We start from the raw sequence: 11827 nt of genomic DNA, 5'->3' as shown, positions 1-11827 counted from the left end.
CCGCCGAGGTCGTCGGCCGCCAGGCGCGCAAGCTCATCGCGCACCTCGGCCCGCACCTTTATCGTCGTCATCGCCATACCAGACAGGATACCCAGCGGTATACCACTTGGCATACCTGGCACAGCCGGTGCCCGGCGGGCTCGGTGCAGTGGACCCAGGGGGCGGTTTTCTGGTTATTTCCGCAGGTCCGGGGTGCAACACTGTCGTTGTGCTGCACCCCGCGTTGCACCTGTGTTGCACCTCGCATTGCAGTGCCGGCGGGTGGCCGGGTGGTCGGCGGTCAGCCTGCGAGGTGGCGGCGAGGGGCTGCCTGGCGGGCCAGCGGCTGCCCTTGGCGTGGCGGCGCACGGCCCGGGGGCGCAGGCCGAGCTGGTGAGCGAGGGAGCGGATGGCCCGGCGCTGTCGGTCGAGCTGCCAACGGCGGGTGAGGTCGGGCGGGTGGCTGGCTTCGTGTTCGGCGTTCCAATCGTTCACCGGGCGGCAGGGCCAGGTCCACTGCACGCGCCCCGCCGGGCCGCTCTATCTCTGTTGCGAAAATCGATTCTGGCCGTCGTATGTGACGGTTACGTCATTAGACAGCGAGAAGTCGATTTTGTAAGCGTTGCTCATGCCGACCGCGGAGATTGCGTCTCCCTTGACCAGCTTAGTGGCGACGATCCAGTATTCCGGCTCCGGCGCGAAGATCCAGTTGAAATTGGGTTCGGCCTGCACGGCAAAGAATGGCGATCCATACATGGCCAGTCCAATGCTCGTCTTCTTCTTTTCGGTGTTACCTCCGCACTTAACGAGCAACTGGCCCTTTTGCACATCGTTGGGCCTGTCGACCTGTTGGAAGGTATATGCACCACCTTCCTTGTCGAAACCGACCTGATCACCCGCCTTTTTCCTGGTCGATGAAGTCTTGACCGCACTGGTGTCGGCAGGCCAGGCGTCGCTGGCCTCGAAATGCACCTGATCGTTGAGCTCTCCGGTCTCGGACCACACGAAAGAGTAGTCTTCGTTCCACTTGAAGGCGGCGGAATCCGCGGCCGGATCCATAGCAGGGTTGTCGTGGATTGTTTTCACGAACCAGGCAAGCGATTGAATGCTCTTGTCCTGCTTTGGGGCCTTTTGGAATACTGCGAAATCCCTGGTCTCCCCGGAATCGTTCTTGACGCGCAGCATGTAATCGAACTCGCCCATCTTGCATTCTCCTCTTTTGGGTAATGCGTACCGTGGCGCCAGTGCGGACAGTCGGATCGGCTCGTTTTTGCGACGGCAGGCCCCGGCACGGTCACGGGCGCCTGACTAAGGCCGAAGCTCCCAGAAGCGATGCCACCTGGCACTCACATGGAGTGAAACTCGGGGACGGCTACGGAGCGTGACACTTCAAACACTCTGTGCACTTACTAACCTCAGTATCCGCCCGATCTCGCACCGTCGCCAACGATGCGCGCCGTGTGGCCGAGCGACCTGCCACAGGAGGATCGGTCTGCATCGGCTCACCGAGCCGGCGCGCGCCGTGAAAGGGTCTATGGTGTCGCCGGGACCCCTCAGGCGAGGTTCTTCTCGAACGCGGCCAGGTAGTTGCGCATGTGGTGGTCGTTGATGCCGTCTGTCTCTGGGGCGAACATGCCCTGGCGGTAGCCCTTGACCTGGTCCTTCAGCCCGGCGATGAGCGGCATGGTCTCGTGGAGCTTTCCGTCGGCGTCGAAGTAGCGCAGGGTGTCGACGTGCGTGAAGAACGGCTCGGGCGGGAGGTGGGGGACGATGTCGTTGTTGTTGACGAAGCGGTAGCAGCGGTTCTTGAAGGCGGTGTTGTGCAGGCCGGCGAGCAGACGCTCACAGGTGCGGGGCTGGCCGTAGGTGTAGACCCCGTCGGGCAGTTGGCGCGGTTCCTCGAAGTAGAAGTGGGCACCGGCCAGCATGGCCAAGGCGCCGCCGAGGCTGTGGCCGGTGAACCAGACGCTCTGCCCGTTGGTGCGCAGTTCCTGGACGGTGTCGCGGATCTGGGGGTAGACGGCCCGCAGAGCCTGGTTGAAGCCGTAGTGGACGAAGCCCTTGTCGTCCGGGCCAGGAACGGGCGGGGTGTCGACGTCGGTCAGCCAGTCGTAGATCTTCAAGACCTCGGTGCCGCGGAACCCGGTGACGATCATGCGGTCGCTGGCCATGGTGTAGGCCTGGGTGTCCTCGATCGGGAACGGCATCCGGTGCGGGGATTGGAAGTTGCGCACCTCGTCGAAGCCCCACACACGGGCCTGGGCCTCGATGTCATCCGGGTCCTGCATGGCCAGCCCGGCCGCCTGGGCCATCCAGTAAGCGTGCGCCAGGGAGTAGCGGGTCGTCGAGTGGTCCAGGGCCGGGATGGTCATCGGTGTCCTCCAGAAGCCGGTGCGGGTCGCCCAGCAACATAGCCCCGCATACGAACGAATATGGCCCGCGGCACCGGGCCATCACCCGTCTGGAAGCGGCGCGGCACCGGGAACGTCGTCGATGCCGCAGGCGGCTGGTCAGAACCGGCTACGCCGCACGACGGGCCGGGCCGGGGCTTGCCCGGCACCGCGCAACGCGGCGGCCGCGGTGCGGGTGCGCTCCAGCCAGCTCATGACCTGGCGCAGCGTGGCGGGGGCGAGGCCTTGGGTGAGGTCGCGGACGGCCTGGTGGTCGTCGTTGGTCAGCGTGTGGAGGCCGGCGCGCTCCAGGGCGGTGTAGAGGGGCTGGGCGGTGGTGCCGGCGAGGCGGCGGTGGGTGGCGTCGGACCTCTGTCGGGCCTGGTGGGCGGCCTCGCGGGCGCATTCGGCGACGTCCTGGCGGTGGCGTTCGGCGCGCAGCGCGTGCTGGAGGGCGGTGTCGTGGTCGGGGTCGTAGCGCTCGGCGCGGGTCTGGGCGGTGTGGTCGCGTACGCGCTGCCACTCGGCGCGGATGGCGGCCGCGGTGGCGTAGGCGGTCTCGTCTCCGGCGTCGGCGTACCGGTCGGCGGTGCGCTCGTCGTCCCGGGCCCGGTGCAGGGCCTGCTGGATGGTCTCCAGGGTCATCCCGGCCGCCCGGCGGCGGACCCGGTGAGGGACGTCGCCGAGCAGCCCGTGCTCCTGGTCGTCGTCCTCGTCCGGGGCGCGGTCGGGGTGGCCCGGGTGCTGGGCGAGGGCTGCGTGCAGCATCGCGCCGGCCTGCCACGCCTCGGCGTGGACGATGGGCTCCGGGAGGGTGCCCGGCTGGGCTCCGAGGACGATCCGGCCGCCGACCAGGGCCACCCATCCGTCCAGGCCGTCGACGTCCTTCTCGGTCCAGCCGCGGTCCAGGTCGGCGCCCTGGTGGAGGGTGCGGATGCCGTCGTGGCCGGTCCAGCGTAGCCACATCGCGCCGCGCACCAGCGGGGAGTCGTGCATCGGGCGGCCCAGGTCCCGGTCCACGGGCGCGGGCCGGCTGCTGTACAGGGCCAGCTCCAGCCGTCCGGGTGCGGCGCGGCAGAGCGGTCGGCGCCCCGGGCCGCCCCGCGCATCTCCGTGCGCGGGGCGGCCCGGGGGGGGCGTGCCGTGTCCGTCAGTGGGTGAGCTGTTTCAGGGCGGCCAGGGCCTGGGGTGCGTCGGCGTAGGGAACGAACAGGTGGTCGTGGTGGAAGCCGGCGACGACGTTGCAGCTGAGTCCGACCTGGGCCAGGGCCTCGGCGAAGACCGCTGTGAGGCCGACCGCCTCCAGCGCGGAATGCACGCGCAAGGTGATCCAGCCAGCGACGTAGTCGTAGGCCAGGCCTGCCCGGTCGGCATCCTGTTTCGGCAGGACGAGGGTCAGGCCCTCCTCCTCGGCAACGGTGACGACAGGACGGACGCCGGCGGGAATGCGGCCGTCGGGGGCGACCGTGAACACGTACTCGCCCGCATTGAGCTGCGGACTCATTCCGGCGAGCAGCTTGCGAAGGTCTTTCTCTCCTGCCACGGGGGTCTCCTCGGGAGTGTGGTGTTCGGAACGATCCGCCGAGCGCGGGCGCACGGCGGTCAGGGAAACGGCGGACACAAGGGCCCAGGTGCCCTCCAGCAACAGGAAGCCCCAGGACCCCTGGCGCAGTGCGATCACCGCGAGGGTCGCCGAGCCGACGAGGTTCAGCGACAGGGCGGTGCGCGAGTCCCCGCGCAGGAGCCGCGCCTGACCGGCGACGAAGGCGACGAGGATGAGGAGGGAACCGGTGATTTCGACGAGATCGATGCGATGCATGAGTGCGCTGCGAGCCGTCTTTGCTGGACCGGGTACGGCAACGCTCTCGTCCGGGGCGACGCCAAAACGGCGTCACCGCCGCTCGCTGTAGCCCAGACGGCGCAACCCGGACGCAACCGGATGGCAGCGACCAGGACCGACAACCACACAACACACGGCCACCCGGCGGGGTCCCACCCGATCCCAGCCCACGAGTTCCGAGGCCCGGCGAACCATGCCGGGACAGCGCCGAGGTACCAGCCCCCAGTCGTCCGGGCCGGGGCCCTGCAGGAGCCCTGAGGACCTGTCACCGCTGCGCCCAGGCCAGACCCCGGCACAGCGGTAACCGCCCGCCGGGGCGGTGACGGGAGCCCTTCCTGCCCCGCGCAGACAGGCTGCGAGGCGCCCGAGTGGAACTGCGGGATCGGGACCGCGGCAGAACGGTGAGAGCTGGCGGCCCGGCCCTCCCCGCCCGCCGGGGGGCGGCCGTAGCGCCACCAGATGGGGCCGAGCGGGCCGTGCTCGGCCAGGAGCTCCAGGGTGGTGGCGACGATGGGCACGGCGTCGTCGTACTCGCGCAAGCCGTCGTCGTTGTCGTGCCGCGTGACGGTCCACCAACTGCCGCCCCAGCAGTCGGCGGACAGGTCCGCGACGGCCTGCTGCCGGTTGGCCAGACCGACCGGTCCGGCGTCGGTGACGGCCAGGGCGACCGGCGGGTACCCGGCGCGGGTGTGCCCGGGGCGCGACGCCACCAGTGCACCGTGCGGTCGGCCGGCTCCTCGTCGGTGAGGGCCGGGTCGTTGTCCCGGACCTTCACGCGGAACAGCCCGCGGTAGGCGGTGAACTTCGCCGCCACCCGGGCCGGCGCCATCGTGGCGCGGTCGACCTCCACCATCAGCACCGGCACCCCGACCTCCGGGGCCTGCCACACACCTGCTGCGAGTGGCACGCGAGTAGCGGACTGGCAGGGCTGTCAGCCGGGGCTGCCCAGGTCGAGGGTCCAGAGCAGGCCGTCCGTGTTGGGGGCGGTGCCGACACCGGCGTCGGTGTACTGGCAGTCGAGCATGTTCTGCTGGTGGATCGCGCCGTCCGACCAGTCCTTCAGCACCGTGTTCGGCGAGCTCGTGTCCCGGTCGAGGTTCTCGGCCCACGCACTCCACTGGTAGCCGGCAGCGGTCATGCGGTCGTCGGCGTGCTCGCCGCGCGGGTCGACGTGGTCGAAGTAGCCGGCGGCGGCCATGTCGTCGGAATGCCCCTGCGCGGCCGCGTGCAGGCGCCGGTTGACGCGCAGCGGCCTGCAGCCGTTCTTCGCCCGTTGGAGGTTGATCAGGTCGACGAGTTGCTGTTCGAGGGTCTTGCGAGGCGCGGACGGGGTGGTGGCGGCCTCCGGAGAAGCGGTGGTGGCGGGCGGCGGTGAAGCGGTGGTGGCGGGCGGCGGTGAAGCCGTGGTGGCGGGCGGCGGGGACGGGGACTCGGTGGCCGATGGTATGGGAGACGGCGTGGTGGGGGCTGGCGCCGGGGGTGCGAGTGTGACCGAGACCGACGGGGCGGACGCGGCGTGGTCCGGGTCGGGTCGGAGGATCTGCACTCCGGCGAGGACGGTCAAGGCGGCCGCGACTGCCCCGGCTGCCTTGGCCGCCCTGACCGCTCGCCCATCGCGTGGGTGGAGCCTGCGTGTCGGGGCGGGCGACCGTGTCGGCGCGGGCGCCGTGCGGGAGGGTGCCGGCTGTGCGGCCGTGGTGGCGAACGCGGCCAGGTGCTGTGAGGCGGCCAGGTGCGGTGGCGGGAGCAGCAGCGGGAGGCCGGCGAGGAGTCCCTCGACCGGTACCAGAGTGTGCTGGTGCCCGGCGCAGTGCGGGCAGTTGCGGATGTGCCTGGCGATGCGTTTGCGCCACAGAACGGCTGGCTTCCCGTCCCAGGCCGTGGTGTGCGCCGAGAGTTCGGCGCACGGCGGGTCGGCGGCGAGTGCTCGCACCACCTGGCGGCCGATCTCCAGTTGTTCCTTCATCCGCTGGACGCGTACGGCGGTGTGCTGCGGTGTGAGGCCGAGGGCCGCCGCCAGTTCGGCCCGCGTGAGCTCGCCGCCGGTCTCCAGCCACCAGAGGGAGAGCAGGTCGCGCTCGCGCTCGTCCAGCCAGCGGGTGGCCTCGGCGACCTCCTTGCGCTGGCCGGTCAGGCCGAGTCGCAGGATGGTCAGGTCCACGAAGTCGGCGGCCGGATCGACGACCTGCGTCAGCTCCTGCAGACCCGGCACGGGTGCCGCCTTCCGGGCCGTCCAGCGTCGACGGACCTCGTTCATCGCCACCGCCACCAGCCAGGACCGGAAGGAGGACGGCTCGCGCAGCGCGTCCAGGGAGTTGACGACGCGGAGCATGGTCTCCTGCACCACGTCGTCCACATCCGCATGGCCGTCCAGCGCGCGGCCGACGACGTTGTAGACCAGCGGCAGGTGGTCGGCTATCAACCGTTCCCGGGCCGCCGCGTCCCCTGCCTGCGCCGCGGTGACCGTCTCGCTGCCGCTTTCACTGTTCATCAACGTCCGACGTCCTCACCTGGATGATCGTTCCTCCCGCGCCGTGTGAGACCCCGGCGGGAGGGGGAAAATAACAGGAATCGAGCCGGCGGTGGGCTCACCGTCCGTTCACTGGGGACGGGCGAAGTCCTCGGTCCACCAGGGCCCGTTGGCGCTGAGGTTCACGCCGACGCCGGTCTGGGTGAAGACGCAGTCCAGGATGTTGTCGCGGTGTGCGGGGCTGTTCATCCAGCCGTCCATGGCCGTGGCGGGGTCTTTCGGGCTCTGGTAGATGTTCTCGCCCCAGTTCTGCCAGCCGTACCCGGCGTTGGTTATCCGGGTGCCGGGGTCGACGCCTTCCGGGGTGTCGTGCTCGTAGTAGTTACGCGCGGCCATGTCGTCGGAGTGCTCCTGCGCCACGGCCTGCAGCTTCGCGTTCACGGTGAGCGGCTTGCAGCCGGCCTTGGCACGTTCGGCGTTGACCGCGTCGACTATCTGCTGGGCGAACCGGGCAGCGGTACCGGTCGCCGGTGTCCCCGCGACCGGCGCACTGTGCGTGACGGACCCAGTGGGCTTACGGGCCGCCGGAATCGCCGGGGCACTGCTCGCCGACCTCGCCTGAGCCTTCCGAACGGTAGGCGTACCGCTCGACGTACCGGTCGGCATGCCGGTCGCCGGCGGGATCGCCGCGCCACTCGCCGACGGGGTCGCCGCACCACTCGCCGTCGCGGTCGCGGTGACCGCCCAACTCGGCGAACCGGTCGGCTGAACCGAGGAAACGGACACGACACCGTCCCCCGGCGACACCACCCCGGCCGCGGCGGACGGCGAAGCAGACCCACCCCCCGAAGACGCCGCAGCAGCGAGCACCCCACCCGTGACCGCAACCAACCCCACAACCCCCGCAACCGCCGCCAGCCGACGCGGCCGCCCCACAGCCCGCCGCCGACCACACCCCCGCCCGTGCCGCGACACCCCCGACCCGCCACCGCCCGCAGCATCCGACTCGGACACCACCGCATCGATCACCACGGTCTCGAACTCACTACTCATGGATCCGCCTTCGCTCCCCGCCGACGCGTCGTTCACGCCGACCCCCAGGAGACCGACGAACCGGACCCCGATAACGAAATCCGAAAAGCAGTTCTCGCACCCCAGCCCCACCTGCTGGTCCGTCCACCGGGACCCCGCTCCGCCGACAGATCCGCGGTGACCCACCCGGCCAGGGCGACAAGGAGCGGACCGCGGTCGCAACCCCGGGTCTCCGGGGCAGGTCGGTGTGCGATCTACGATGATCAGGTGGCAGACAAGAGCGGTACACCCGACCTGATGGCGACCGGGACGACAGGAAAGGCGGCCGGCATGACGGGGGGCGGGTCGGGCGGCGCGATGGAGATCGAGCAGACCCTGGTGGCCACGCCGGTGGGGGATGCGCGGATCAGCTGGCACCGGCCGCTCGGCCCGGCCCGCGCCGTGCTCGGCCTCGGGCACGGCACCGGGCGCGGGATCGAGGCGGCGGACCTGGCCGCACTGGCCGCCGCGCTGCCCGCGCACGGGATCACCGTGGCGCTGGTCGAGCAGCCCTGGAAGGTGGCCGGCGAGAAGGAAGCGCCCGAGCCGCAGACGCTGGACACGGGCTGGGTGCCGGTCGCCGAGCGGCTGGCCGCCGAGGGCGTACCGCTGGTGGTCGGCGGCCGCAGCGCCGGAGCCCGGGTGGCCTGCCGGACCGCCGCGGCGAGCGGCGCGGCGGCCGTGCTGGCGATGGCCTTCCCACTGCACCCGCCGGGCCAGCCGGAGGACTCGCGGGCCGCGGAACTGCTCGGCAGCGGGCTACCGACGCTGGTCGTACAGGGCGAGAAAGACCCGTACGGCGGGCCGGAGGAGTTCCCCGCCCTGCCAGCCGGCTGGCGCCTGGCCGACGTGCCGGCGGCGGACCACGTCTTCGCGGCGCCCGCCTCGGCGCCACTGCCGGCAACCGAGACGCTGACACTGATCACCCGGACAGTCACGACCTGGCTGGCAGGCCTGGCGCTCTAACGAAGCGGCTGCGTCAGCCCGTCAAAATCTCTCGGCAATCGGTCAAGATCGCCTTTCAGAGGACACCCTGACCCGTCTCACCGAAGCTTGACCGCCTGCCGGCCGTGGACTCGCTTTCGTTCTCCGTCGCGAAGGACTCGGGGTGAAGCCAGGGCCAGGAGTGCCAGCGCGTGGCCTTGCCGGATCAGAAGATCACAGCTCGATGTTGCCGAGGCTGAACCGGTCAGGGGGCGAGGACCGACGCGGCGGTGATACGCCAACCTTCTGCGGTCCGTGCGACCAGGTAGAGGACCCGGGTGCGCTGGAACTCGCTACCCGCCCGGGTGTACCGGGCCCAGGTCACCTCGATGAGCGCCGACCGGTCGTTGAGCACGCGGATCACCTGGTCGAGCGCCTGGCTGCTGCCGTAGTCGGCTTCGCACAGTGCCAGGATTTCCTGGCCGAGTGCCGCGGTCAATTGCTCCGTCGTAGTGACGGTCAGGTGGGCGGTGGAGGTGGTCATCGTGAGGGGGACCGCGAAGTACTCCAGCAACGGGGTCGCATCGGTCGCGCCGGAACCCGCGAGTTCGATGAAGGTCGTCGCATACCGCTCGAACCACTGCTTCGCGTTCTCCTCGACGAGCGACAGGTCTGTACGGGACAAGGTGAACATCTCCTCGGTGTGGTGGGATACGGGCCGCCTGGGCCGGCGCGGTGAAACGCGCCGGACCCCGGTGGCGGTTTCTGTTTGCGTTGAGTTCTCTAGGCGATCCACGCGCCGGTGAGCGCCTGGACGGCCGAGCCGTCGCCGTCGTTAAGCTTCACGGCGGTGAACGCGCGCGCGGCATCCGAGGTCTGCACCCGGAAGGCGGGCCGCTGGGCCTCCAGCAGTTCGACGATGCTTTCCGCCGCGCCCTGCGGCGTCTGCGCGGCGGCGAAGGCGTCGCGGGTACGGGCCAGGTAGGCGGTCAGCGCGGGCGCGTACGGGCCGGCCTGCTCCAGCGCAGTGTCACGGCCACCCACGTTGCTGACGAACTCACTGGCCACCGCGCCCGGCTCGACCACGCTGACGGACACACCGGTGGTGGCCGCGACCGGGGCGAGGGACTCCATGAAGCCCTCGACGGCGAACTTGGCCGCGCAGTAGGCCTCGTTGAAGGGCTGGCCGATCACGCCGCCCACGCTGGTCACGGTCACCACGCGGCCCTTGCTCGCCCGCAGCAGCGGCAGGGCGGCCTTGGTGACGTTGAGGACGCCGAAGAAGTTGACCTCCATGACGGCGCGCACGTCCTCGACGCTCCCCTGCTCCAGCGTGCCGAGGTGGCCCGCGCCGGCGTTGTTGACCAGCGCGTCCAGACGGTCGAGGCCGGCAAGGCATGCCTCGACCGAGGCCGGGTCGGTCACATCCAGCGCGCGGACCTCGACGGCCACCCCGGCCTCCTGCGCCGCCGCGAGCAGCGCGCCCGCCTTGGCGGTGTCGCGCATGGTGGCGATCACCTGCCAGCCGCTGCGCGCGGCGGCGACGGCGGTGGCCAGGCCGATACCGGAGGAGGTCCCGGTGATCAGGACGGTCTTGGTGCTCATCGCTCAAAGATCCTTTACTTATGACTCATAACTACTATCATCCATAACTATGAAGAACGATATTTCACTTTGTCAAGCACATCGGTAGACTCGACCCCATGCCCAAGTCATCGGATGAGCTGACCGAGGAGGTCATCAGCCTCTTCGCAGCCGTCAACCGCCGCTACGCCCAGGAGTCCGAGGCCGCCGCCACCACCCACGAGCTGACCCCGCTCCAGGCCAAGGCGCTGCTCGCCGCCGAGGAACCGGTCCCGATGCGCCGCATCGCCGACCGCCTGCACGCGGAGCCCTCCAACGTCACCCCGATCATCGACCGCCTGGAGTCCCGCGACCTGGTCGAGCGCACCCCCGACCCCGGCGACCGCCGCGTCAAGCTCGTCGCAGCCACCACGGCCGGCCGCACCGTCATCGCCGACCTCCGAGCCCGCATGCCCTTCGCCACCGCCCCGCTGGACCGGCTCACCACGGAGCAACGCGAGTCCCTGCGCGACCTCCTGCAACTGATGCTGGAGACATGACAGCGGCCGCCGCGGACTCCAGCCCGACATCGACGACCCCGGCGGACCGGACCGGATCCTGTCCGTCGCCTCTGCCACGTTCACTGAGACACATGGCGCGCCGTTCGCCAGCTTCGTCGGTTCACCGAGACCGAACAACGGACGGATCCAGCAACCGGTCGAACTTCGATGAGACGAACTCGCCAGTAGTCAAACTCCGCTGAGACTGGTGAAACTTCGCTGCGACGGGTCACCCATCCCGACGCCCGGGACGGACATCAAGGTGTCAGTCCCGCTCCCACCAATGCTCTGACCTGCGCGTTATTGCTCCGTGACCAAGCCGCCAAGGTACCGGCGAGTCGTCCGGGGCGGGCATCAAGGTAACGGCGGGGCGCAGCTGAGACCGTGAGCCGCCCGAAGGACGCGAAGGGTCGGAGTGGGCAGCACCAGCGGGCCCAGGCCCTTCGCGGCACAGGCCTGCACGCACCCCGGGTGACCGCCGGCCCCTCGACTCCAGGGCACAACGCTAGGCGACCCAAGCATTCCCGCATACCTGCAGGACCGACCCCAGCCACCATCCGAACAGCAAAAACGCCCCACCGAGGAGACCGGAGACATCCAGGAAGCCAGCGCCGTCGTCTGAAGCAACCTGCAGGACCGCAGGTCAACGCACTGCCCCCTGCAGATTCACTCAGAGATCACAATCACCGGGGTGTCGTGATCACGCGAATGGGCCGATACACAGATGGATCACGTGGGAACCGTTTGCGGAGTCCCATCCTGACCAGGGAGGTTCCCCCATGAAACGACTGCTCTTCGTGACCGGCATCGCCGCCGCGGTCCTGGGCCTGACCGGTGTCGGCGCCGCCGGCGCGGCCGACGGAAGCGCGCACCAGGCCGCTGCCGGCACCCCCGGCAAGCGGGTCGGTGAAGTGATCCAGTGCCACGAGGTGAGCCACGAGCTGCCGACCGTGTTCGGCCGCTCCTGCGACAGCACCGCCTGGGGGCCGCTGAGCGACTTCACCCTCATCGACCGGGCGTCGGGCCAGGC

General features: G+C 70.0%; 11 protein-coding genes, 1 pseudogene and 1 riboswitch. Of the genes and pseudogenes, 3 read left to right on the top strand and 9 right to left on the bottom strand.

What is annotated here, in order from left to right; genetic code table 11:
• Positions 1-519: 519 nt before the first annotated feature.
• From ACWDAK_RS38960 to ACWDAK_RS38930, 7 genes and pseudogenes are all read right to left on the bottom strand, one after another.
• Positions 520-1182, bottom strand: a complete 663-nt coding sequence (locus ACWDAK_RS38960; protein WP_427396108.1) for a hypothetical protein — start codon at positions 1180-1182, stop codon at positions 520-522.
• Between the two features lie 350 nt (positions 1183-1532).
• On the bottom strand, positions 1533-2351 hold the full coding sequence (locus ACWDAK_RS38955) for a lipase family protein (RefSeq protein ID WP_427396109.1): 819 nt from the start codon (positions 2349-2351) through the stop codon (positions 1533-1535).
• Positions 2352-2489: 138 nt separating this feature from the next.
• Positions 2490-3389, bottom strand: a complete 900-nt coding sequence (locus tag ACWDAK_RS38950) for a hypothetical protein (protein WP_427396110.1) — start codon at positions 3387-3389, stop codon at positions 2490-2492.
• Positions 3390-3519: 130 nt separating this feature from the next.
• Positions 3520-3912 carry an ACT domain-containing protein gene (locus tag ACWDAK_RS38945; RefSeq protein ID WP_344641449.1) on the bottom strand — a complete coding sequence of 131 codons (393 nt, stop codon included), beginning with the start codon at positions 3910-3912 and terminating at the stop codon, positions 3520-3522.
• A gap of 72 nt (positions 3913-3984) precedes the next feature.
• Positions 3985-4188: pseudogene (locus ACWDAK_RS38940) on the bottom strand (CBU_0592 family membrane protein); the annotation flags it as partial.
• 8 nt (positions 4189-4196) lie between these two features.
• A riboswitch (guanidine-III (ykkC-III) riboswitch) is annotated at positions 4197-4267 on the bottom strand.
• A gap of 873 nt (positions 4268-5140) precedes the next feature.
• Positions 5141-6700, bottom strand: a complete 1560-nt coding sequence (locus tag ACWDAK_RS38935) for a sigma-70 family RNA polymerase sigma factor (RefSeq protein ID WP_427396111.1) — start codon at positions 6698-6700, stop codon at positions 5141-5143.
• A gap of 108 nt (positions 6701-6808) precedes the next feature.
• Positions 6809-7345: a CAP domain-containing protein gene (locus ACWDAK_RS38930; protein ID WP_427396112.1), complete on the bottom strand. Its 537-nt coding sequence runs from the start codon at positions 7343-7345 to the stop codon at positions 6809-6811.
• 723 nt (positions 7346-8068) lie between these two features.
• On the opposite strand from ACWDAK_RS38930, the gene ACWDAK_RS38925 reads away from it, so the two are divergent.
• On the top strand, positions 8069-8716 hold the full coding sequence (locus ACWDAK_RS38925) for an alpha/beta hydrolase family protein (RefSeq protein WP_427396116.1): 648 nt from the start codon (positions 8069-8071) through the stop codon (positions 8714-8716).
• Between the two features lie 223 nt (positions 8717-8939).
• On the opposite strand, the gene ACWDAK_RS38920 is transcribed toward ACWDAK_RS38925, so the two are convergent.
• Both ACWDAK_RS38920 and ACWDAK_RS38915 read right to left on the bottom strand, forming a co-directional pair.
• On the bottom strand, positions 8940-9359 hold the full coding sequence (locus tag ACWDAK_RS38920; RefSeq protein WP_427396113.1) for a DUF6841 family protein: 420 nt from the start codon (positions 9357-9359) through the stop codon (positions 8940-8942).
• A 98-nt stretch (positions 9360-9457) separates the two neighbouring features.
• Positions 9458-10279 (bottom strand): SDR family NAD(P)-dependent oxidoreductase, encoded by an 822-nt coding sequence (locus tag ACWDAK_RS38915; protein ID WP_344641447.1) that lies wholly within the window; start codon positions 10277-10279, stop codon positions 9458-9460.
• A gap of 98 nt (positions 10280-10377) precedes the next feature.
• On the opposite strand from ACWDAK_RS38915, the gene ACWDAK_RS38910 reads away from it, so the two are divergent.
• Together ACWDAK_RS38910 and ACWDAK_RS38905 are read left to right on the top strand one after the other, a co-directional pair.
• A complete protein-coding gene (locus tag ACWDAK_RS38910; protein ID WP_427396114.1) occupies positions 10378-10797 on the top strand; it encodes a MarR family winged helix-turn-helix transcriptional regulator in 420 nt (139 codons plus the stop codon).
• Between the two features lie 779 nt (positions 10798-11576).
• Positions 11577-11827, top strand: a 251-nt coding sequence (locus ACWDAK_RS38905; protein ID WP_449806561.1) for a hypothetical protein, incomplete at its 3' end; no start/stop codon positions are given.

The sequence above is a fragment of the Kitasatospora sp. NPDC001175 genome, from assembly GCF_053598215.1.
This window is presented reverse-complemented; position numbering and strand designations above follow the sequence as displayed.

Bases quoted from the DNA above. Each gene is read 5' to 3' on its own strand.
- ACWDAK_RS38925 (WP_427396116.1), top strand. From the start codon at position 8,069: ATGGAGATCGAGCAGACCCTGGTGGCCACGCCGGTGGGGGATGCGCGG.
- ACWDAK_RS38930 (WP_427396112.1), bottom strand. From the start codon at position 7,345: ATGCCGACCGGTACGTCGAGCGGTACGCCTACCGTTCGGAAGGCTCAG.
- ACWDAK_RS38915 (WP_344641447.1), bottom strand. From the start codon at position 10,279: ATGAGCACCAAGACCGTCCTGATCACCGGGACCTCCTCCGGTATCGGC.
- ACWDAK_RS38960 (WP_427396108.1), bottom strand. From the start codon at position 1,182: ATGGGCGAGTTCGATTACATGCTGCGCGTCAAGAACGATTCCGGGGAG.
- ACWDAK_RS38935 (WP_427396111.1), bottom strand. From the start codon at position 6,700: ATGAACAGTGAAAGCGGCAGCGAGACGGTCACCGCGGCGCAGGCAGGG.
- ACWDAK_RS38910 (WP_427396114.1), top strand. From the start codon at position 10,378: ATGCCCAAGTCATCGGATGAGCTGACCGAGGAGGTCATCAGCCTCTTC.
- ACWDAK_RS38955 (WP_427396109.1), bottom strand. From the start codon at position 2,351: ATGACCATCCCGGCCCTGGACCACTCGACGACCCGCTACTCCCTGGCG.